At 33.7% G+C, this 21,122-nt stretch carries 21 protein-coding genes and 6 pseudogenes; 8 read left to right on the top strand and 19 right to left on the bottom strand.

Annotation, left to right across the window (positions count from 1 at the left end; all coding sequences use genetic code 11):
* Positions 1 to 6: 6 nt before the first annotated feature.
* Positions 7 to 189: a hypothetical protein gene (locus MKY90_RS30510; protein ID WP_003193172.1), complete on the top strand. Its 183-nt coding sequence runs from the start codon at positions 7 to 9 to the stop codon at positions 187 to 189.
* Between the two features lie 239 nt (positions 190 to 428).
* On the opposite strand, the gene MKY90_RS29035 is transcribed toward MKY90_RS30510, so the two are convergent.
* The 5 genes and pseudogenes from MKY90_RS29035 to MKY90_RS29015 form a co-directional block, all read right to left on the bottom strand.
* Positions 429 to 641 carry a hypothetical protein gene (locus MKY90_RS29035; RefSeq protein WP_002187131.1) on the bottom strand — a complete coding sequence of 71 codons (213 nt, stop codon included), beginning with the start codon at positions 639 to 641 and terminating at the stop codon, positions 429 to 431.
* A 57-nt stretch (positions 642 to 698) separates the two neighbouring features.
* The gene (locus tag MKY90_RS29030) at positions 699 to 977 is read right to left on the bottom strand and encodes an AbrB/MazE/SpoVT family DNA-binding domain-containing protein (protein WP_002187129.1); all 279 of its coding nucleotides are present in this window, start codon (positions 975 to 977) and stop codon (positions 699 to 701) included.
* Between the two features lie 71 nt (positions 978 to 1,048).
* Complete coding sequence (locus MKY90_RS29025; RefSeq protein WP_002187128.1) at positions 1,049 to 1,276, bottom strand: hypothetical protein; 228 nt, start codon at positions 1,274 to 1,276, stop codon at positions 1,049 to 1,051.
* 24 nt (positions 1,277 to 1,300) lie between these two features.
* Complete coding sequence (locus tag MKY90_RS29020) at positions 1,301 to 1,741, bottom strand: hypothetical protein (protein WP_061676080.1); 441 nt, start codon at positions 1,739 to 1,741, stop codon at positions 1,301 to 1,303.
* A gap of 544 nt (positions 1,742 to 2,285) precedes the next feature.
* Positions 2,286 to 2,462: pseudogene (locus MKY90_RS29015) on the bottom strand (zinc ribbon domain-containing protein); the annotation flags it as partial.
* Between the two features lie 125 nt (positions 2,463 to 2,587).
* Between MKY90_RS29015 and MKY90_RS29010 the strand changes: the two are divergent.
* Positions 2,588 to 3,299 (top strand): annotated as a pseudogene (locus MKY90_RS29010) (IS6 family transposase).
* Positions 3,300 to 3,402: 103 nt separating this feature from the next.
* On the opposite strand, the gene MKY90_RS29005 reads toward MKY90_RS29010, so the two are convergent.
* The 7 genes and pseudogenes from MKY90_RS29005 to MKY90_RS28975 form a co-directional block, all read right to left on the bottom strand.
* Complete coding sequence (locus tag MKY90_RS29005) at positions 3,403 to 3,585, bottom strand: hypothetical protein (RefSeq protein WP_080448182.1); 183 nt, start codon at positions 3,583 to 3,585, stop codon at positions 3,403 to 3,405.
* Positions 3,586 to 3,805: 220 nt separating this feature from the next.
* The gene (locus MKY90_RS29000; RefSeq protein WP_003193761.1) at positions 3,806 to 4,081 is read right to left on the bottom strand and encodes a hypothetical protein; all 276 of its coding nucleotides are present in this window, start codon (positions 4,079 to 4,081) and stop codon (positions 3,806 to 3,808) included.
* Positions 4,082 to 4,460: 379 nt separating this feature from the next.
* Entirely contained in the window at positions 4,461 to 5,414 is a 954-nt protein-coding gene (locus MKY90_RS28995) for a nucleoside 2-deoxyribosyltransferase (RefSeq protein ID WP_016093785.1), read from the bottom strand.
* Between the two features lie 277 nt (positions 5,415 to 5,691).
* Positions 5,692 to 6,186 (bottom strand): DUF2716 domain-containing protein, encoded by a 495-nt coding sequence (locus MKY90_RS28990; protein WP_016093786.1) that lies wholly within the window; start codon positions 6,184 to 6,186, stop codon positions 5,692 to 5,694.
* 81 nt (positions 6,187 to 6,267) lie between these two features.
* Positions 6,268 to 6,342 (bottom strand): annotated as a pseudogene (locus tag MKY90_RS28985) (site-specific integrase); the annotation flags it as partial.
* Positions 6,342 to 6,805, bottom strand: a pseudogene (locus MKY90_RS28980) (ArpU family phage packaging/lysis transcriptional regulator). The pseudogenes MKY90_RS28985 and MKY90_RS28980, both read right to left, overlap by 1 nt.
* Positions 6,806 to 7,007: 202 nt before the next feature.
* Entirely contained in the window at positions 7,008 to 7,610 is a 603-nt protein-coding gene (locus MKY90_RS28975; RefSeq protein ID WP_341093601.1) for a DUF6944 family repetitive protein, read from the bottom strand.
* Positions 7,611 to 8,302: 692 nt separating this feature from the next.
* On the opposite strand from MKY90_RS28975, the gene MKY90_RS28970 reads away from it, so the two are divergent.
* Entirely contained in the window at positions 8,303 to 9,454 is a 1,152-nt protein-coding gene (locus tag MKY90_RS28970) for a BclA C-terminal domain-containing protein (protein ID WP_341093599.1), read from the top strand.
* Positions 9,455 to 10,179: 725 nt separating this feature from the next.
* Here MKY90_RS28970 and MKY90_RS28965 read toward each other — a convergent pair.
* Complete coding sequence (locus MKY90_RS28965; RefSeq protein WP_061674704.1) at positions 10,180 to 11,616, bottom strand: IS4 family transposase; 1,437 nt, start codon at positions 11,614 to 11,616, stop codon at positions 10,180 to 10,182.
* A gap of 210 nt (positions 11,617 to 11,826) precedes the next feature.
* On the opposite strand from MKY90_RS28965, the gene MKY90_RS28960 reads away from it, so the two are divergent.
* Together MKY90_RS28960 and MKY90_RS28955 are read left to right on the top strand one after the other, a co-directional pair.
* Entirely contained in the window at positions 11,827 to 12,399 is a 573-nt protein-coding gene (locus MKY90_RS28960) for a histidine phosphatase family protein (RefSeq protein WP_061674705.1), read from the top strand.
* A gap of 185 nt (positions 12,400 to 12,584) precedes the next feature.
* Entirely contained in the window at positions 12,585 to 12,968 is a 384-nt protein-coding gene (locus tag MKY90_RS28955) for a hypothetical protein (protein WP_061674706.1), read from the top strand.
* A gap of 286 nt (positions 12,969 to 13,254) precedes the next feature.
* Here MKY90_RS28955 and MKY90_RS28950 read toward each other — a convergent pair whose 3' ends face one another.
* Positions 13,255 to 16,242 (bottom strand): Tn3 family transposase, encoded by a 2,988-nt coding sequence (locus tag MKY90_RS28950; protein WP_341093595.1) that lies wholly within the window; start codon positions 16,240 to 16,242, stop codon positions 13,255 to 13,257.
* A 201-nt stretch (positions 16,243 to 16,443) separates the two neighbouring features.
* Between MKY90_RS28950 and MKY90_RS28945 the strand changes: the two genes are divergently transcribed.
* The 3 genes and pseudogenes from MKY90_RS28945 to MKY90_RS28935 form a co-directional block, all read left to right on the top strand.
* Complete coding sequence (locus MKY90_RS28945; RefSeq protein ID WP_341093593.1) at positions 16,444 to 17,010, top strand: site-specific integrase; 567 nt, start codon at positions 16,444 to 16,446, stop codon at positions 17,008 to 17,010.
* Positions 17,011 to 17,033: 23 nt separating this feature from the next.
* Positions 17,034 to 17,786, top strand: coding sequence for a GNAT family N-acetyltransferase (locus MKY90_RS28940; protein WP_341093591.1), 753 nt, complete (start codon positions 17,034 to 17,036; stop codon positions 17,784 to 17,786).
* Between the two features lie 224 nt (positions 17,787 to 18,010).
* A pseudogene (locus MKY90_RS28935) lies at positions 18,011 to 18,166 on the top strand (spore germination protein); the annotation flags it as partial.
* Between the two features lie 87 nt (positions 18,167 to 18,253).
* Here MKY90_RS28935 and MKY90_RS28930 read toward each other — a convergent pair.
* The 5 genes and pseudogenes from MKY90_RS28930 to MKY90_RS28910 all read right to left on the bottom strand — a co-directional run bounded on the left by MKY90_RS28930 (position 18,254) and on the right by MKY90_RS28910 (position 20,958).
* On the bottom strand, positions 18,254 to 18,532 hold the full coding sequence (locus MKY90_RS28930) for an AbrB/MazE/SpoVT family DNA-binding domain-containing protein (RefSeq protein WP_016093792.1): 279 nt from the start codon (positions 18,530 to 18,532) through the stop codon (positions 18,254 to 18,256).
* A gap of 357 nt (positions 18,533 to 18,889) precedes the next feature.
* Positions 18,890 to 18,967 (bottom strand): annotated as a pseudogene (locus tag MKY90_RS28925) (restriction endonuclease); the annotation flags it as partial.
* 172 nt (positions 18,968 to 19,139) lie between these two features.
* Entirely contained in the window at positions 19,140 to 19,514 is a 375-nt protein-coding gene (locus MKY90_RS28920; protein ID WP_255256123.1) for a putative mucin/carbohydrate-binding domain-containing protein, read from the bottom strand.
* A 30-nt stretch (positions 19,515 to 19,544) separates the two neighbouring features.
* A complete protein-coding gene (locus MKY90_RS28915) occupies positions 19,545 to 20,267 on the bottom strand; it encodes a thioesterase II family protein (RefSeq protein WP_003192753.1) in 723 nt (240 codons plus the stop codon).
* A gap of 16 nt (positions 20,268 to 20,283) precedes the next feature.
* Positions 20,284 to 20,958 carry a 4'-phosphopantetheinyl transferase family protein gene (locus MKY90_RS28910; RefSeq protein WP_003192751.1) on the bottom strand — a complete coding sequence of 225 codons (675 nt, stop codon included), beginning with the start codon at positions 20,956 to 20,958 and terminating at the stop codon, positions 20,284 to 20,286.
* Positions 20,959 to 21,122 lie beyond the last annotated feature (164 nt).

Below are 21,122 nucleotides of genomic sequence, written 5' to 3'. Positions count from 1 at the left end.
TCAATCATGAGTATTGCAGACTTATACAATGTATCCATTGATGAATTGTTTGGACGAAACGCACCTCTAGAAAGTAAATTAGAATCAATTAAAGTAGCAGCGTCAGATCTATCCCCTCAAAAACAACAGGAAGTTTTTGATGTTCTTATTGATTATACTAATTTCATTAAAAAACATTTCACTAAATGAATTTAAGTTTTTCGTATAGCACCTTTTATATGACTTGTGAACTTTTATTTTATTTAAATTTATTTATAACGAAAATATGATTTATTATGTTAGAATGATTGTGATATGAAAGATTGCTGATATATTTGTTATTGTGAAAGTAATGTTAGTAAAGTTATGGTGGTTCAAGTTGAAGAAAAAAGACATCTTATCGTTAAAGATGTCTTTTTTCTTTTTGTGGATGAATATATATAATTAGGTTAAATAAAATTTTTAATGTAATTAGCTATGTCACTAGAAAACAATGCCATAAATGTAACGACTATATACATAGGTAATAAAGATTTTGCTTTTTTTCTCTCATCTGCTTCTTCTTTATGAAGAGTGATATTGTAAAGAGATGTAAATATAGTTCCGATAAAGACAAATACCAGGATTATTTTCTGAAGTAAGAAAGATTGTTCTTCAGCCATTTTTATGAGAGTTCCAACGTCAGCTTTTAATATGGTTTAGTGCTAAGTAAAATGATCTTATTTCACTAAGTGTTGCTGAATCTCCTTAATTAAAAGTTCAGCCCCTTCAGGACTAAGAACAATTTGTCCATTACCTAATGAAATATTCTTTTCTGAAATATCACCAGTTATTGTACAAGCATCATATGACTTGTATTTTTGTAATATTATCATCTCACCGTCAACAAATATTTCTATAGGATCTTTTTCTGCAATTCCTAATGTTCTTCTTAACTCTTTCGGAAGAACAATACGCCCTAATTCATCTATTTTACGTGTAACACCTGTTGATTTCATGTTATACCACCCTTTTAATTGTTTTTCTAAATCATTCAATTCTTTTAATAAATTTTCATGTTAGCTATAAATCACATATGGACAGATGGACTAAATGATGTATGTTTGTTATCATTTGCGTTTAATACTACAATTTTATCTACAAGATTAATAGCTTTATCCAACGAAATATTTTTTTCATAACATTTATAGCCTAGTTCCAAAGTTAAAACCGTAGCCTCACTTAACAGATATTGTTTTTGAATTTCATCAATTTCTTTCCCTGTTTTACGAATATTTATATACTGTTCTATCGACATATTTTTATACTCCTCTCACTACAATTATATATCTAAATTGCTATTATCATCTTTTATTTCGTTTTCTCTTTCTTTAGCTTCTAACATAAATTTAGCGTAAATCATTATCTTTTCTAGTTCATCTTTCTTCACATTATAATCTGTGATATAACGTTCTTTTCTTCCTGGACTCATATATTTATTTTTTTTCATTTCGTTTATTGTTTCTATATTTAAGATTTTTTCTTTTCCTTTTAGCTCATGTATGAGTTTTAAATTTATAGCTAGACCGATGCTCCATAGGGTTAAACCGATAATGAAAGAAAGTAATAGATATACTGAGAGAGAATTATTAATGAACATGAAATAGAGAAAATAAATAATTGAGATTACCCACAAAAATGGATTGTAGTATTTTTGTATATTTTTATATTTTTGTATTTTTATTTCGTGTTGCTTTTTTCTCATTTCAAGAGTCTCTAACATGTATAATCTCCTTTTAAATAGTTTACAAAGGTCCATTTGCTAAATGCTCGTTTTCATACGTTACCTTACTATGCTAGTACGCCACAATTTCGCCTAACAACGTATTAAATTTATTTATGGCCTAATCACTTTAACAATAGCAAACACCAGAAATAATCAAATAAACTTAAAACTATTACATGCAACGAGACCCCTGTATACTGACTAAATATTTCAGTGAATTTGTTATAAGTGACTTCGAATTTATTCTTAAAAATAAGTAAAATTACAGAACTAATTAAACATATAATTGCGCAGGTTAATCTTATGATGTCGGGAGTATAAAGCTGGTTAGTTTTTAACCATAAGACAATACTCATCACTATGACATTTGTAGAAAAGATGAGGATAGACATGATAAGAGGTAAAATTCCGATAGTCACAGCATCTTCATTTTATAGTAATAGTTCTTATACATCAATATCAAAAACCTTATATATAAATTTATAGAAATTAATTAAGGTTATTATATAACTATGAATAAGTTAGAGGGTGTTCAATATGACTAAAAAGAAACAGTTTGAACTACCTCCACATTCACTTCGTTTAGAAGTGGGAGATTCCTTACGGTTAGAAGCCTTATCGCTTCATTCTTTAAATTAATACTTGCGTTAATATCCCTATCATGATGTGTACGATAAGAAGGGCAGTCCCATTTACGTAGATTCAGATTTTTAACATTTATATAAAATAAAATTTGCTTAATTGTTAATAAGGTTCTGGTGCAAAAACTTAAGGACAATTGCAATGAATCTATAAATCTTGGACATACTGTTACTATTACTTTAGAAAGGGTTCGTGATTGGTATGGAAAAGGAAAATGTATTCAAATGGAAGCATTATCAGCCTGATATTATTTTGTTAACGGTAAGATGGTACCTACGTTACAACCTTAGTTTTCGTGATTTGGTAGAAATGCTAGAAGAACGGGGTTTATCCATTTCTCATACAACGATTATGCGTTGGGTTCATCAGTATGGTCCTGAATTGGACAAACGAATCCGTCGTCACCTCAAACAAACAAACAAATGACTCTTGGAGAGTCGATGAAACATATATCAAAGTAAAAGGTCAATGGTTGTATTTGTATCGTGCTGTTGATTCGAAAGGAAGCACAATTGATTTTTTCCTAAACAAAACAAGAGGCCAGAAGGCTGCAAAGCGCTTTTTCAAGAAAACCTTGCGGTCTTTTCATGTTTCAAAGCCACTTGTTATAACAGTCGATAAGAACCCGGCTTATCCTATAGCAATTGAACAGTTGAAAAAAGAAAAAAGCATACCTGATGGTATGCAACTTAGACAAAAAAAGTACTTGAATAACATAGTAGAACAAGATGATCGCTTTATAAAGAAGCGAATCCGTTCTATGCTAGGGTTCAAATGTTTTGACACAGCTACATCCATTCTTTCTGGAGTAGAAGCCATGCATATGATTAAAAAAGAACAGCTTGATTTACGGGACAAGTCTGTCCAAAATCAGAAAGAATTCATCCATCAATTGTTTGGACTTGCAGCATAAGATACGATTACGTTAGGAATATATGCGCGTTATTCTCTTTTATTTTATTTTTGCACCAGAACCAAAAAGAGTGCTGTAAAGAAGCACTCTCATTCAAAGGACTTTACCAATCTCGACGATTATCACGATCATGATTACGTCTGCGACGACATTCATCACAATCGCAGTCACGGTCACGTCTACAACGACGGTCATCACAATCTCTATGTCTGCGTCTGCAAAACATTAAATCATCCCAAAATCTATTACAATCTCTGCAATGTCTGAAATTACAATTACATCCCATAAATATGATTACCTCCTCTTAACAATAGAATTCCTCATATTCTATGATTAAAAGTTAAAAACAGCTTGTTTATTAGTCTACTTTCTGCATTTTAAAGTAATAATATTATTATCTAATCTTCAAATTGCAAGTCTATTTCAGCCCTTATCATCCCTTAACAACAAACAAGACGCCACCCAGATCACGGCAGCGCCTACGATAATTGCTATTGGTTTAATCATTATTCCGCTAATAATCCTAATTCGTGTTGAATCCCTGAGAACGAATAGCCATATGCAAATCCAACAATACGAATACCTGGAGCGTATCTATATTCTAAATCCTCGTTGTACGTTTTCCTATAATACTCTAACTTAGTATCAATATTTTGCTTATGATTAATAATTACTTCATCACTAGGGAATCCGTCCATTTCGATTTGAACAGCTAAATACTCTGCACCTTCATTTACAGCCTCATTAAAACACCGCTCTAATCCATCTAATGTTAAATCCATTATTCATCCTCCTCCAAAATAAAAAGCACCCGAATGGATGCTTTTATAGCAATTATTGATTTGTGTTTTAATTACGGTAAATGAAGTTTTATTCTTCTTCCAATCACCAAATGTCGCTACACTATTCCAACAATATTAAGTAACTGGAAGAAGAGCAAAAGCTCTCCTTAATAACGGTATCATTCATTCAATCACTACCATCTGCTGGTTTCGGATTTTATGTGCCGTCATTATGAAACCGTTTAGACAACATATAGATTATAAAGGAATCTTTATGAGTTGTGTTTTAAGCCACTTCTCACAATACAAATATATCACGTTAACTCCAAAACAACCGGCACATTTACTGCCAAAAAGCGGTCACGACTCTGCCATGTTTTTAATTAATTGTTGCTTTAATTCTGTTTAATAATTTTTGGTATAATTCGTTTTCTGTTGACCACTTAATATGACTAAATTGTCTAGTATCAAAATGAATATCTTTAAAATCGTCATCTTTACATGTCCATATAACAGTCTTACCTAGTCCCATCGCATAACCAGCTTCGAAATAAACTCCACCTCTGTGTCCGGTAAAATCTGCAATTACAAATTTACTTTGTCTTATTTTGACTATAATTTCATCAGTTATGTCATTATTATGTTCCGCTTCTTCAATTCTGATAGGCTGGTATCCTGCCTCTTTTATAGCTTTTGTGATTGCATTCTTATATGGACCATCCATTTTTGGACTAAACGACATTGCGACAAATGCCTGCTTATTATCCGCTTCTCTTCCTTTTTCTAATTCTGCAATACGATTCCACCCTTTCGCTGTAACTGTAATATGTGCAGGGAAATCTGCTGCCGATAGCTTAGATATCTCAATCAGTTCGTCCTGAAATAGTTGGGTCGCTATATATTTCATTTCCAACAAGTGAACACTCTGTACAAAAAATAGAGATTTATCTGATTCACGAATATATACTGGGTCACCTGGAAATTTGGACAATTTAGCTAAGTTTATTAATGACTCATCCAACCTATCAGAAGCACTATCTGGATATTCACTTAATAGATCCTCTAAAAGATAAATAGGATACGGAAATTCTGAAAGATTTTTATCTGGTCGATTAAGAAAAATCATTATTTTCCCCATCCCTCTAATGGTTCTCTTTCTTAAAATTGCAGAAAGTTTTCTCTTCTGCTCTACATTTAATTCAAATCTCGCTTCTTCAGCCATAGAAAATGTACCACAATTCTCACATTTATATTGCTCTACACGTCCTCCTCCCACTCCCACTAATTGTTGTTCCTCAATAGAGTTTTGACAAACCGGACATCTTTCACTCATCACAATCACTACTTTCTTTTTTATAGTATAATCTTAACATATAAATAATCGACTTACCCATATCTTAAATTGTGTGTAACTGCCCCCTTCGCTAAATCCCTTGATATCATTGATTTCATTTAACTTTCTCTTTTGGGTTACACAGTACGAAAATTATGAGTAACTGTATAGGGATACCACCAACATTTTGTAAAATAACCTACGCTATGCGGAAAAATAAAATAAGCTGCCCATGTGGACAACTTATTTACATAATTATCGATATGGGAAGTGAAATTTATACTTTTTCATTGGTCTTTTTTAATCTACTAGCCCTTAATTCTTTGAAATTCTTGATTAATTCTTCTCCGAAAATATAAATAACTTTTTCCCATGGATGCCCTAAATAACCCCACTTAAAGTCTTTTTGCAAAAAGAAATAATAATCTCCATCCGGAAAAAATGGGATTTTCCATTGATGATCCTTTTCGTTTAGATTTAAATTTAAACTAGGATTCATCCAGTAGCTATCATGATGCCAATCTAACGCATATATATATTCATGTTTCTCGGTACATAAAATAAGAGCTTTCAATAATATATGATCAAAAATATAATCATCGTCATCAGTCCATTTTCCTTCAAAATAATTAGGTAAATCATAAGTAATATATGGACAAGAAAATTTAAATGACTGTTCACCATCTATATTAGGATTAAAAGCAAATTCATCATAAAATCTATCCCAAACATTCTCATATTCTTGTTCATTTAACAAAATCCATTCTTTCAAACTCCGTACCTACTTTCTAATATTATTATATAATTAAAATACCACGATGAAATTGTATATTCTATTCATTGCTAATTTACATAACACATTTTCCTTAAAATACTCTTTTAGCTGTTGTATTCGCTCTGGATCACGTATTGGCTGAACAAAATTCATTATTCATTACCTCCAGATTCTTCAGTCTCATAAACTTCTAATCTAAGAGCAAATGCTAATTTATAAAAAGCATTAGATTTATTTCTTCTATATGTACGTTCACTCATACCAATATCGTTATAAACCATATAATCAAAGACTTCCTCATCTTCCAAATATCGTTTTACAATGATATCTCGTTGATTTTTGCTAAATCGACTTAATGTTTATCAATTTGAAAAGATAAACATTGTAATTTTAATTCTCTTTCACTCATTGCAACATTTGCTAAAGCAATATCTTCAGCTGGCTTGCCTACCATGTTTGTTGGGCCATGATATCTTACCTCGCAAGAAGCTGTGACCTTCATCTCATTTCTAATCATCCCAAATTTTCTATAAATACGAACATTTTCAAGAATCTCTTCTAAACGAACTTGTGTTGCTTTACGATCAATTTTAGGTAAGAAAGTTAATTGCGTCATATATAAAAACACTCCTTATCTATTTTATTAATAAAAAAACAAAAAGCGGACACCAAACCATAGAGCACTATCACTTATGCTCTTTATGGTTTGATGTCCGCTGGTTCTTCCAGTAGGACTAAATATTTAATTGGTATTATTATATCATTTTCTCATATTTTAGTAACTTTGTTATTAGAAAAGGATTATTTTATTAAGTCCTCTATGAAATACTTTCTTCTATCTCTTGGCTTTCTTCTCTTATTTGACCGATTAATGAAACTACTGAACCGACCGCTTGGACCCAACTCCCCGTAATCACTATAAGCTGCCCATCCTCCTCATCGTCTTCCGAAATTCCCTCCACTTTATCCCGACTAGCTTTCAATTCATCTATTCCACCTATTGCCTGTAATGAATTACCAGTCGCTTGTAACACATTCCCGATAATGATATACGATTCATTCATATTGGAACTATCTTCTATTTCCCCACCTATTGATGTAACACCACCTAATGCTTGTATCCAATTTCCTGCAATTACTAATTTTTTTTTTGTTTCATCTTCAAATTCTATAATGAGTCCTGTTAGAACCGTTACATTACCAATTGATTGGATTTCGTTCCCAATCAATTCAAGGGATATTTCTCCTTGTCCATCAGCTTCCAGACCATTCCCCGTTGCTTGTAATACATTCCCCCATACGCTCAAATCTTTTCTTAATTCGCTGTTCAATCTTTTTAAAGGTGTACTCCCAATCGCAGCAATAATTGTCCCTAATGCAACAAACCATGCGCCAACTATCTCCTTAATCGGATCATCCATTCTCAATCTACCCCGTCATTAATTTACTACTTGCAAGATATGTATTGGAGCATCTTCATGTTAATGGCCTACTTCTCTCCCTCCTGAATAAAGCTCAATATTTCGTAAATACTATACATACATCTAGAGTTACATCACTGTTTGGAGCAGTTAGCTACTTCAGCTAGCTGCTTTGTTGTGCCAAATTAATTTTGGGTTCAAATAATTCACACCTTTTGAAAAATACACATCCGATATTATGTATTCTTTTACAGTAATGGTACTGGTCATAAGAGCATCCTCAAAGGTTGCTCTTTTAAATTTAATCTTCTCTTTAATCTGTTCACAATTTTATGCGGTAGACATATTATTAACAACACAAGACATAGTTTATATATAGTGGTGCACAAAAAACTTTGTGCACCATTTTTCATCTCGATAACTTAGTATTTAAATAGCTTTTTTGTTCAAATACTTCACGCCCATGAAAAAATTTCATTTGGTATCACGTACTCTTTTACACTAAGAGCTTTGATACGAAGAGCACTTATATATAGTGCTCTTTTTGGTATGGAATGCGAAATAAAGGCTTGCTCTTAAAACCTTTTATGTAATTATTATAGGTTTCTTCCTTACACCCGTGTGTCTGTTTACTCATAAGTTGTTAAAGTATAAATATAAATTGGTAGTTAATTTATAAGGGAGGTGTAAAAATGAGTAAATTTAAAAAGAATTGTCACATACCCTTTCCATGTTCCTTTCCTTTGCCTCAAATAGGGCCTACTGGAATAACTGGAGCTACTGGACCTTCTGGGCCAACCGGCATAACCGGAGCTACTGGACCTTCTGGTGGACCTCCGGGGCCTACTGGACCTACTGGAATAACTGGAGCAACCGGACCTTCTGGTGGACCTCCAGGGCCTACTGGACCTTCTGGAATAACTGGAGCAACCGGACCTTCTGGTGGACCTCCAGGGCCTACTGGACCTACTGGAATAACTGGAGTAACCGGACCTTCTGGTGGACCTCCGGGGCCTACTGGACCTACTGGAATAACTGGAGCAACCGGACCTTCTGGTGGACCTCCGGGGCCTACTGGACCTACTGGAATAACTGGAGTAACCGGACCTTCTGGTGGACCTCCGGGGCCTACTGGACCTACTGGAATAACTGGAGCAACCGGACCTTCTGGTGGACCTCCAGGGCCTACTGGACCTACTGGAATAACTGGAGCAACCGGACCTTCTGGTGGACCTCCGGGGCCTACTGGACCTACTGGAATAACTGGAGTAACCGGACCTTCTGGTGGACCTCCGGGGCCTACTGGACCTACTGGAATAACTGGAGTAACCGGACCTTCTGGTGGACCTCCGGGGCCTACTGGAATAACTGGAGCAACCGGACCTTCTGGTGGACCTCCGGGGCCTACTGGACCTACCGGACTTACAGTATCTGGGTTATCTCATTATGCTTATGTTTTCAATACAGCAGCTCAAGTTGTTGCCTTAGAAGCACCTATTCTTTTTAATTCACATGGTAGAATGACACCTGGTTTTACTCATACGCTTGGAACTTCTCAATTGATGGTTCTTAATGCAGGAGATTATAAAATTTCTTTTTCTATATCAGGAGTTGAGCCTAATCAATTCACACTTTTTTTAAATGGTGCTCCGGTTACCAGCGCAGTTTATGGATCAGGTGCAGGAACTCAACCAAACAACGGCCAAACAATCCTCACTTTAGCTGCAGGTGATATTATTACCCTTAATAATCATACTTCCGCTGCTGCAGTTACTTTGCAGACTTTGGCAGGTGGAACACAAACTAACATAAATGCTTCGATTGTAATTGAAAAATTAAATTAATTTAATCATTTATTTCTTGAAACTCTGGCAGTAAATAACCTAGAGTGGATTCTTTTTTTAACAAGCAGTTAGCTTTTGCTAGCTGCTCTTTTAATTAAAATAACGATTTTGTTTTAAAACTACACAAAGCGAAAGAAATACGCATACAATGTCGCGGATTCTTTTTCAATGTAAGTTTGGGTAGAAGAGCACCTTGGTAAGCGCTCTTTAATTTCTACTGTATATTTTTATACGCAATTCATATACTTTAAATAATCTGTTATGTCTTCAACAAATATTTTAGTGACATTCCACTTTTTTGAGACAACAAGCCCTCCGGTTGTTGTCTTTTTTTTCTATTCAAATAAGGATTTTGTTTTAAAATTGCACCTACCTAAATAGCACGTATACAATATCGTGTGTATTCATATTCAATATAAATTTTAGTCAGAGAGCTCTTTTCAAAGAGCTCTCTATTTTTCAAATCAGGACCTTGTTCTATTTTTTATTTAAAACGTATAAATCAAAATGGTGGTAAGTAATTATCTTGACAATTGAATAATTCTAATTTCGGCACCTATACGAAGTGCTCTTTTTTGATTATTGGGGTACAGCCACATGCCCATCAACTTAAGATTATAAACAAACTGAACTTTCGTTTAGCTGGATTAAAACATTCTTAAAATAGAAGTATATTCTTAAAAATGCGCATACCAAATAAGCCCTAACGGGTTTCACTTTTTTAATTATGCAATTTTCATTTGTTTTCTCAATCCATTATACTCATAGACAACTCCCATAATATCAAATACAGTCTTCTTCTCATATCTGTGAGATTTTCGTCCATTCTTTTGTAGAAGATGGAACAGGCGGATTAAAATCTTTGTTATTTCTCGGGTGTTTTGCTGTGTGGCTTGATAAAGAATGTATAGATGGTCTTGAATCATTCCAATGGCTTTATATTCGCTTAATTCTCTTTTCTTCTTTTGTAAAATTAATTGTCGCATCTTAAACATAGTAGAAGAACATAGAAAAATAGCGATAAGTTTTCCGTAAATGTGGCATTCTAATCGCTCTCGTTTGATATTGTGCCAATCATGGATTTGAAATAAGGATTTCCAAGTTTTAAAGATAATTTCAATCTGCCAGCGAAGGGAATAAAAATCATGTATTTGTTCCATCGGAACCCATTCCAAAGGTGTATTGGTAACATAAATGTTCATACCAGCTAATCGTTTGCTTTTCTCTGAGTACGTAATACCCTTTTTATTTTCCGTATACACTTGTTTTTTCTTACGTTCTCGAAGTTGTTTTTCAGTTAAACGATATATAATAACTCGTGTAAATAGTTTTTTATCCTTTCCAATATAAGCATCTGTTATTTCATAGACCTGTCCTGGTTTTAAGGTATTCATAATGTGTTCTAAATCAACTTTGATGTACTGAGACTGTTTTTTTACTGTCCCATTTCGAAAGTATTCAGGAAACTCATTTTTGATATATACCATATTATTTAGTTTAAGCCGCGATATATAATACACGCCACGTTGGTCTATTTGATCTAAATCGTCCAGTGAATAATAGCCTAAATCCCGAATACATAGATCGCCAGGCCGTAAGGTCGCTAAACATTCTGTTCCAAAGGTCTTATCATTATTCTTCGCCGGTCCAACTTGAAAATTTAAAAACTGTCCGCTATGTAAATCATATTCTAATTGAATCTTTATACCCGCTGTTTGTGCACAACCACCTGACCCAGGATACACACTAGTTAAATGTTTTGGCACTTGAAAAATCGTTGCATCTAAAATGCGAATCCGTTGAAAATAGGTAATTGAAGAGCTTGGAATCACTGATGTTTCACAAATTCTATTTTTTAATAATATGGAGAAAATATGTTTTAAAAAGCAAACAGCCTTCTTATTGAAACGTTTATTTAGTCCTTCTGGACTCATAAGAGTTCCTGTTACAGCATGAAGTTGACTACACAATCGCACTAAAGAATCACTCGCTACCCGTTGACTTATCCAGACACAGATAGTAGCTAAATCACGACCTGAAAACTTACGCTTTCGTTGTACAAAGTCTAGTTCTCTAGCAAGCTTCTCTAAAAATGAAGGACTAAGATGTTGATGTAATTCTTCAGCAAATAATTGTAGTTCACTTTGAATCGGGAGATTCATAAAAAACGTCATCCTTTCTAATCTAGCTTGTTTAGAAAGAATAACGTTTTTTTATACCTGAGGATAGTGAAAACTTCGAGTTTTTCTTACAAATATCGTGAATTCATTTCAAATTCGCGCATTTTTCTGTTAATTCAAAGAGACAAATTTGGATATATATGCTAATATCAGGGAGGAATTATAAAGAAAACTGGAAAAATGGAGGCAATTATGAAAACTTTCATATATATGGTGAGACACGGGGATTCACCGAAATTTGGAAAAGAAGAGACAAGAGGATTAACTGAAAAAGGAAAATTAGATGTTCAACGAATAACAGATGCATTACAAGGTGAGGAAATCGACGTTGTTATCTCGAGTCCATACAAACGCTCAATTCTAACTGTTCAGCAGTTAGCGAAGCAAATAGGACAAGAAGTTATAGTATTTGAGGACTTAAAAGAGAGAATTTTTATTGTTGAAGAGGAACGAATGTCGGATAAAGAATTATTCCCTTTGATAGAAAAGTCATTCATAGACCCCGACTTTGCTTTAATGGGAGGAGAGTCGAATGCCGACTGTCAGAAACGTGCTATAAAAGTTTTAAAAGAATTATTAAACACCTATCGAGGAAAGAAAGTAGTATTAGGTACTCATGGAGCTGTAATGACTTTGATGATGGGATATTATGACAGTAAGTATGATTTTAATTTTTTATTACAGACATCAAAACCAGATATATATAGAATGGAATTCAATGGGCAGGAATTGGTGGAAGTTAAAAGATTGTGGGAAATTTCATAGATTGACTTTATTCATCCATAGCTTACCTAAATGACGTGTATTATAAGAAAAAGGGTTACTGCGGTAACCCTTTTTCTTATGACATTGACGGGGATTGAGTTCAACAATATAAAAATTCGGTTTCTTAGCGTACAAAACTCACGTTTTGTTCTTGCTATCCCGAGGTGAAATGGGAGGGAATGTTTTTGGGCAGGATATTTTTAAAGTTATTTTTTAAATCAATCCTATTTGTTTTCTTATGCGGTATTGTTGTTTTCTCTATATTTCAGATTATTTTTGTCTGGAGTGTTTCGACAGGATTAGGAAGAGATGATATAGTCGGGTTTTCTGATAATAAATATGTAATTGGTCGTCCACCTGTTAGCTATAATTTATATAAAAAAAATAGTGGGGAAACTATATTAGATAATGTTATTGGTTATAAAAAAGGAAAAACTAAAAGCTATATTCGGAATGAAATTGAGTTTGTAGTGATAAATGAGACAAAGGGTAGCTATGAATTGTATGAAATAGAAAAGGCTTCAGAAAAGGATATAGAACGGCTGAAAGAAATGAAGAAATTAGAATAAAAGAGACTATCTGAAAGATAAAAATGTACACTAGTTATGGTTAGATCTAAAAAATGGTTTAGACTGATAACTGGGATTTATTTTATGAAAAGAATTATTATTAAAATAAAGCATTAGGGGTTCAGTCCCATGCTCTCAAGTTAATATTTTGAAGTGTCCTCAAAACGAAAATTTTCTTCGTTTTGGGGAACTATCAATTTCTTAAGTTGATGGGCATGGGGTACAGCCAACATTTTAACGAAAATATACGCTAAGACAATATTTTGAACATAAAAGCCGGTTTTCCTTACGCTAAGGGTAAACCGGCTTTAGTTATGTTCAATGAAGGTAAAGAGTGTAAACTAGTTTTAGTAATGGAATCAAACTTATATTCACCAAGGAAATTAATATGTTCCCATGCTAGAGGTGATACATGAGGTAACAAGTTTTCATCTAATTCCTCATTTTGTTTTAATTGATTAGTGGCTTCTGTGAGATAAACTGTATTCCAAAGACTAATAGCATTAATAATAATGTTCAAAGCGCTTGCCCTTTGCAGTTGATCTTGTAATGATCGTTCTCGCAACTCACCATGTTTTCCAAAGAAGATTGCTCTGGCTAAGGCATTCATGGCCTCTCCTTTATTTAGTCCTCGTTGTACACGCCGACGCAGCGATTCATTTAAAACGTAATCTAGTATAAATATAGTTTTTTCTATTCTTCCAATTTCTCTAAGTGTCATTGAAATCTTGTTCTGCCTTGCATAAGATCCAAGTTTACCCATAATAAGGGATCCAGAAACTGTACCCTCCCGTATAGAATGTGCTAACCGTAATACATCATCAAAATTATCTCGAATGATCTTGGCATTAATCTTCCCTCGAAAAAGAGTATGTATTTCTTGGAAGTTTCCCATTACATCTAGGGTGTATAGTTTGGAATCGGTTAAGTCCCTGAGTCGTGGAGCAAAACGAAATCCTAGTAAATGACTCAATCCAAATACTGAGTCTGTATAGCCAGCTGTATCTGTAAAATGCTCTTCAATATTCAAATCTGTCTCATGATGAAGTAACCCATCAATGACGTGCACAGCATCCCGAGCATTGGTATTAATGACTTTAGTATAAAAGCTTGAAAATTGATCACTGGTGAATCTATAAATGGTAGCTCCTTTTCCAGAACCATAATGGGGATTCGCATCGGCATGTAAAGAAGAAACACCCACTTGTACACGCATTCCATCAGAGGATGATGTACTTCCATCGCCCCAAAATGAAGATAAAGACATTTTATGATGGAAATTGACAAGGGTAGCTTGTGCTCGATTTAGAGCATCTTCATCCATTCGCCATTGAGCAACGTTTGCCATTTGTCGATAGGTGATCCCTGGTGTTGCTTCAGCCATTTTCGTGAGTCCAATATTTGTCCCCATACCCATTAATGCTGCCAGTATCATGGGTTTTTCTTCTGGATGCGGAGGTTTTCCAGTAGACGTGTGAATGAATTCCTTATCAAATCCTGTCCAATTGGAGACTTCCATCAATAAATTCGTTAACTTTATGTGTGGAAGCATACGATAAAGGGATGCACTGAATGGTCGGGCTTTTTCCGGAACATCTTTTTCAAGCCTGTGGATGTGAAGTTTTCCGTTAGCGAAATTGACTCCTTCTAAATCATGAATATTTTCTTTTATGAGTTGAAGGCGTTTTAATAAAGAATTTTTTCGTTCTTCAAGATAATTGTCTACAGACAAATTAACCGCAAGCCTTGTTGCGCCCGTTGTAGAGGCACTATCCCATTCTTTTTTAGAAACTAGATAATCCTCAAAATCTTTGTGTTGTCGACTCCCGACAATGGAAATATCCCCTGACCTTACATGATTACGCAACTCAGTTAATGCTGCCATTTCATAGTAATGCCTATTAATGGTCCCATCTTCTTCGTATATGTGCTTTTGCCACCGATTAGATACAAAATCCAAAGGAGCACCTTCTGGTACTTTTCGTTTATTAGATTCATTCATTTCACGAATGGTATCTAATGCTTTCATTAATGGCTGTGTAGATTTGGTCGAACGGAATTCAAGTGCCTTTAATAGAGTCGGTGTATATTTCCGAAGATAGAAAAAACGATTCTCTAAGAGGTCTAAATAATCATAATTCATCGGTCTAGATAAATCCTTAGCTTCCTCAATGGAAGTAATAAACTTTTCCCATGGCATGATGGTTTCTAAGGTTGTAAAAGGATCCAACCCTTCTTCGCGTGCTTTTATAAGAGCTTCACCTAAGCGAGCATAATGGATGACCTTCTCATTCACTGATTTCCCATTTTTCTTTTGCAGTTCATCTTGAGCTCTTCGCCCTTTCGCTTGAAGAGTCATGATTTGTCTGTCGTGAATTTCAAATGCTTGATCAATTAAGTCTTGGCTCAGATGGAGTAAATAAGCTACTAATATGGCATATCTCTTTTCTTTAATGAATCGTCGGAAGGAATGGGGTTCATATCTAGCACCTATTTTAGATAGTTGTCGCAAACGGTTGGGGTGTATGGTCTCAGTTGCTACATTAAGTTGAAGTGTTTTAATGTATTCTAATCGCTCAATCACTTTTAAAAATGCCTCTGGAGATGATTGCCCTGGAATCTCTCTTAACCATGATAAGTATGTTTTTCCACTATTATCAGGCATTGGCAATAGTAAACGATCCAGTTTTTCAAGTTGAAATGACGTTAGGGAGGAGTTAAAGTGTTGAAAAATTTGTTGTTCTGTTCGTTTACGTGTTTCCCAGACTACTCTTTCAATGGTGGCCATACCCGGTAGAATGACTTTCCACTTACGCAATATCTGGATTGCAGTTTGGATAAGATGTGTAGGGTTTCCATTAGCCATAGCATCATCGAACCGAATTCTAGCAAGTTGGCGATATTCTGAAGATGTAAATGTTCGATATCCATACTCTTTACGGATTTCTACCAAATGTTCATATTTCGTAGCTTCTCGTTTTGAGTACATTAAAAACTCATTTGGATCCACTTTAATTTGCTTGGCAATATAAGAAATGGCTGTTGAAGGAATTTCATCCATATCAGATAAGGTCCATCCTGAAAATCGGATAATGCAGAGTTGTACTGCAAAACCCAAACGATTATAGTCTCTTCTATGGCGAAGAGTAACATCCAAATCATGTTGGCTAAGCGTGAAGTATGTACCTAATGTCCATTCATCCAATTCATTAGGAATCGACATATACGTTTTACGTTCCTCTGAAGTTAGTAATTCTCTTACTCGGGCGTACATAATATAAGAGCTCCTTTCTTGAGAAAAATGGTTATTCCGAATGATACATAACTATCTTTTGTATCATTCGGAATAAAGCGAACACCCTTGATAAATAAGGGTTTACAAGTTTTTTTTTAATCTTGCATTTTTCCTCAGCTTTTTAATCATACATAACATATAATATTATACATTAAGGATCATAGTTATGGAGGGATCATTTTGGAATATGTTCAACCCATTCGGAACAGAAAACAAATCGATGCGATGAAGAAAATTTTAAAGGCTACTAATCTAAGAGACTATTGTCTTTTTAATGTAGGAATTAATTCAGGACTTCGGATCAGCGATTTACTACAACTAAGAATTCGTGATGTCATTGATGAAAAGCACAATATTATGGATCGAATTTCCCTTCGGGAAGTAAAAACAGGAAAGACAAAAGATTTTCCTATTGGTGATACGTCAAAAAAAGCAATCAAAGAGTACTTAATGACAAGAAATTATGAGGAGAACGAACCTTTATTTCGCTCTAGGAAAGGGAAAGAAGCATTAAAGCGACAACAAGCCTACAGAATTATTAACGAAGCAGCAAGAGCCATAGGAATAAAAGAAAGAATTGGGACTCATACCTTAAGAAAGACCTTTGGCTATCACGCTTATCAATCCGGAGTTGATCTCTCTATTCTCCAAAAATTGTTTAATCATTCTGCACCAAGCGTAACTCTTGCCTATATTGGCATGACACAAGATGATCTTGATAACGTGTATTTAAATTTAAATCTATGAGAATTGTAAGGGGGACAATATGAATGTTACATTCGTTTGATAGTAAAGTAATAAATGGCTCTCCACACTACTTTATAATAGAGGAAATAGGAGATTTGAAAGGAATCGAAGATTTTAAAACACTATTAGCGGAGACAATGAAAACTGTTTCAAATGAAAATATCAAAACAGTATCCGTTGTTTTAAATCAACAGGAATCTTTAAATTCGAGTTATATTAAATATCTTAAGGACTTAAAATTTGTTCAACACGAAATTCAGTATTTTTATCATCTGGATTTAACAAGTATCCATGATTTTAATGATCATTCGTCATTTACATTAAAATCACTTGAGCATACGAGCGAGGATTTATTTAAAGAGGTATGGCAACAATCCATGGCCTTATCGTTAAACGCACCTTCCCAAACAACAATAGGTCAACAATTTGAGGGGATGAAATCTGAGATTGGGGATAATTATGCTAAAAGTTGTTTAATTGTGTTTAAAGAAAATGAACCAATCGGCGTCACCATGCCCCATATTGAACAAGGTACAGTGGATGAAGGACGACTTTTTTATTTGGGGTTCATTCCAGAGTATAGGGGAAAAGGTCATGGAGCTTTAATCCATAGACAATCACTGGGATACCTTAAGCAAATTGGAGCAAAGCATTATATTGGAGCAACTGGACACAAAAACCTTCCGATGCAGAAAATTTTTAATACAAACAATTGTCACCTTTTTGATAAGAGGGTAACTTATAGACATTTAATTAAGTCAGATTCAATTAAGTAGTAAAAGCTTGTTTATCCTTAGTGTAGGATAAACAAGCTTTTATATTGCAAATTAAGTCTTAGCGTATATTTTCGTTAAAATGTTGGCTGTACCCCTTATTACAAAATAACTATTTTATTAAAATCTTCACGAGCAATAACTTCGAATTCTTAGATCAAAATGAACCTCTAGATGATTACAACATATGCTAATTTAAATACTTTCTAGGAAATTAGGTGCGTACTATGCCCTCAGTTGTAGCAAACCTTGTCGCACAAAATAGTACTGGTTCTTTCAACTTAGACGATTTTTATAATGTTTCTCCAAAAGAGAATACAAAATCTTATAATGGTTCAGGATCATCAAATGTTGGTTTTGTTATCAATACCTTTAGCGGTGTTAGGTTCGTTGTGTTATTATTTTTTATAATAAATACGGTACATGAAATTATTTTATTGATTTTTAAAAAAGCCCCTTGTAAGGGCCACTTATTTTACAAGGTACTGTTTTACTTCTTTTATTAATAGTTCCGCACCTTCTGGATTTAATGTTATCTTACCATTTGCTAATACTATGTTACGATTTGACACCTCTTCTGTTAATGCACAAACACCACCAGGCTGATACTTCTGTAAAACAATGTCTTCACCTTCTACAAAGATCTCTAATGGTGATTTTTCTTTCATACCTAGCGTATTTCTAAGTTCCTTTGGAATTACCACACGCCCTAACTCATCTACTTTTCTAGTTACTCCGGTTGCTTTCATCTAATATCTTTCCCCATACATGAAAATTTAGTTTCATTTACAAAAGAACAAGTAAAATAAATAGAGGATTTTTGGCACGATAACAAGATAAGTAATTGAAATGAAGCAATTCGTCAGCTAGTAGAAAAGGGTTAAGTCTTAAATAATGACTAGCCTTTTTATTCCCCCTAAAAACCCAAAAAACACATTTAAAGTCCTTATCTGTCTTTACATATGTTTTTAAAATGAACAAGACCTATTTTAACTTGTCCATCGAAACGCAAAATAAACAAACCTGAAAAGTAGTTTTTAAATTAAACTTCCTTTTTTTAATACACTCTTTAAAAAATTGAAAAAGAGCTGAATTTTTATCACAGCTCATGTATTTATTAGCTCTGTATGCGTACATGTAGAGTGTTGAGAACATCCAAAAATCTTGCTTCCTGTTTTATTTGATGTACAAAATCAGTCTTTCCTAAATCAGAAAGATTTCATTCACAGAATTTTTGGACTTATAGTATAAAATACGATTCCGTTAAAAATCTACTATCGTTCCTCTTCATATATTGGCACCAGAACCTCCTTTTTAACCAAAAAAGTTGAGGATTCCCCCAACTTTTTGATTCATCTATTGTCTTATTAGTCCTGTAGATGTAACCTGATATATTCTCTTCTTACCCATATATTCCTGTTTGCCATTCTCAAGGTTAGTTAAAGTAGCTCGTATCTTTTCCTTTTCTGATTCCCCTTCTATATGGGTAAGTTCAATGTAATCCCCAACTTTTACAGGAACGGTTTGGGTTTCAGCAGTTCGTTGTCTATTTCCCACAATTTCTTTATTGTACACAACGCTACCCGATGAGTTCTGTACTTTTATACTTGCATACGTACTATTAAAGTAGGAATGTGGTATACCAGCTTCTAATTGTATCTGCATTTTTTCTATCTCTTTATTCAATGATGTTTCAACAGAACCTGTATTTTTCACCTTTAATATTTTTATTTTTCAACCATAAGTATACATAGAAATATTCTAAAAACTAGTTGAAAATCTTTTAGATTCTAACTTTCTTATAATACCACTTGCTATTTCTTCAATATTTTCATTTAGAAAGAAATGATTACCTTCAAATGAATTGAAGGTACACGATTTACTTGTGTATTGTTTCCATTTTTTCACCTCATCATATGTAGTTAATTCATCTTTTTTTCCGTTCAATACAAGAAAATCAATGTCACATGCTCGTATATTGTTGTTATGGATATATGTCTCTACAATTTTAAAATCTGCTCTTAGAATGGGGAGAAAAATTCCCATTAATTCTTCTGATTGTAGTACCTCGGTTGATGTTCCCCCCATTGCAATAACTTCATTTTTGAATTGTTCATCGGGTAGGTTATGTCGAATATTTTTTATCTTACTATTAGGATGATTTCTACCGGATAAAACAAGAAATTCAGGCAATACATTATTAGAATCCTGTATTTTTCTAGCTAATTCATAGGCAATCAAGCTTCCCATGCTATGCCCATATAAAATATAGGGCGAATTATCTAGTTGCTTGACTATACTATTGTAGACATCATTTACAGCCTCTTCCATACTCTGGTACAGGCTTTCTTCAATTCTATATCCTCTACCGGCTAACTCTATTGGAACTACTTCAATATGTGGATTAAAGTAATTTTTCCATTTTGAGTAACTAAACGCAGAGCCACCAGCATGTGGAAAGCAAAAAAGTTTAGTCTTATTCATAGATTTTCTCCTTACTTTAAAATTTGTTTATATTTTGGCCAATTGTATAAAAGTCTTTAATTATTATCTCATTCGGTAATTCATCACGTGTTGCACAAGCAGATATCTTATAATTTGGATCAATATTATATTGTCTAAAGTAAAAGTTTTGAGGTATATTCGTGTATGAAATTAAAGTTCGTGACTCTTTTTTTACAGAGAATGAATTTAACGGGATATAAAGTCCTTTACCAATCATTTTTATATGGCTTTCTTTTAATGTCCATAAATCAAAAAAATAATTGATTTGTTCATCAGAATTCATATTAGATAAATCATAAAATTCTTCCTCTGAAAAAAATTCATTTGCTAATTTAAGAGCCTCTATGTCTGAAACTCTTTCAATATCAATACCTACATTAGAATTAGCAGTGGCACAGACCACCCATTCTCCTGAATGCGAAATATTAAAGTGAAAGTCAGAAAAATTTTGAACAAAAGGTTTTCCGTACTCATTATATATAAATTTAATTTCTTCATTATTCATTTTATATTTTTGGCAAACTAGGGAACGGATTAATAAATCTCCTATCAAAGTCCTATTAATATCACATAAATTTAATAAACGCTTCATTCGTTCTCTCTTCTCATTTGAAATCAAGTTACTAAATTGATTAAACAAATGATTTTCAATATTTTTTGGTATTTTCACAGCATGAATTTGTATGATAAATCACTTCCTTTTTAAAAGGATTTCTTCCTATGTATACGTTATAGAAATTCAATTTCATTTTCTAACTTGCATTTATTCAAGTGCAAATATAATAGAAAAGGTGCATATTTACATATCAATGAAAATATACACCTTTCCTCAGC

The organism is Bacillus sp. FSL P2-0099 (genome assembly GCF_038007445.1).
Taxonomy (GTDB): domain Bacteria; phylum Bacillota; class Bacilli; order Bacillales; family Bacillaceae_G; genus Bacillus_A; species Bacillus_A mycoides.
This window is presented reverse-complemented; position numbering and strand designations above follow the sequence as displayed.

Excerpts from the sequence above, each read along its gene's own strand:
- MKY90_RS30510 (WP_003193172.1), top strand. The coding sequence starts at position 7 with ATGAGTATTGCAGACTTATACAATGTATCCATTGATGAATTGTTTGGA.
- MKY90_RS29030 (WP_002187129.1), bottom strand. The coding sequence starts at position 977 with ATGAAATCAACAGGTGTTACACGTAAAATAGATGAATTAGGGCGTATT.
- MKY90_RS28970 (WP_341093599.1), top strand. The coding sequence starts at position 8,303 with ATGAGTAAATTTAAAAAGAATTGTCACATACCCTTTCCATGTTCCTTT.
- MKY90_RS29000 (WP_003193761.1), bottom strand. The coding sequence starts at position 4,081 with ATGGATTTAACATTAGATGGATTAGAGCGGTGTTTTAATGAGGCTGTA.
- MKY90_RS29020 (WP_061676080.1), bottom strand. The coding sequence starts at position 1,741 with ATGTTAGAGACTCTTGAAATGAGAAAAAAGCAACACGAAATAAAAATA.
- MKY90_RS29025 (WP_002187128.1), bottom strand. The coding sequence starts at position 1,276 with ATGTCGATAGAACAGTATATAAATATTCGTAAAACAGGGAAAGAAATT.
- MKY90_RS28940 (WP_341093591.1), top strand. The coding sequence starts at position 17,034 with ATGTTACATTCGTTTGATAGTAAAGTAATAAATGGCTCTCCACACTAC.
- MKY90_RS28930 (WP_016093792.1), bottom strand. The coding sequence starts at position 18,532 with ATGAAAGCAACCGGAGTAACTAGAAAAGTAGATGAGTTAGGGCGTGTG.
- MKY90_RS28995 (WP_016093785.1), bottom strand. The coding sequence starts at position 5,414 with ATGAGTGAAAGATGTCCGGTTTGTCAAAACTCTATTGAGGAACAACAA.
- MKY90_RS28950 (WP_341093595.1), bottom strand. The coding sequence starts at position 16,242 with ATGTACGCCCGAGTAAGAGAATTACTAACTTCAGAGGAACGTAAAACG.
- MKY90_RS29005 (WP_080448182.1), bottom strand. The coding sequence starts at position 3,585 with ATGGGATGTAATTGTAATTTCAGACATTGCAGAGATTGTAATAGATTT.
- MKY90_RS28975 (WP_341093601.1), bottom strand. The coding sequence starts at position 7,610 with ATGGATGATCCGATTAAGGAGATAGTTGGCGCATGGTTTGTTGCATTA.
- MKY90_RS29035 (WP_002187131.1), bottom strand. The coding sequence starts at position 641 with ATGGCTGAAGAACAATCTTTCTTACTTCAGAAAATAATCCTGGTATTT.
- MKY90_RS28915 (WP_003192753.1), bottom strand. The coding sequence starts at position 20,267 with ATGAATAAGACTAAACTTTTTTGCTTTCCACATGCTGGTGGCTCTGCG.
- MKY90_RS28960 (WP_061674705.1), top strand. The coding sequence starts at position 11,827 with ATGAAAACTTTCATATATATGGTGAGACACGGGGATTCACCGAAATTT.
- MKY90_RS28965 (WP_061674704.1), bottom strand. The coding sequence starts at position 11,616 with ATGAATCTCCCGATTCAAAGTGAACTACAATTATTTGCTGAAGAATTA.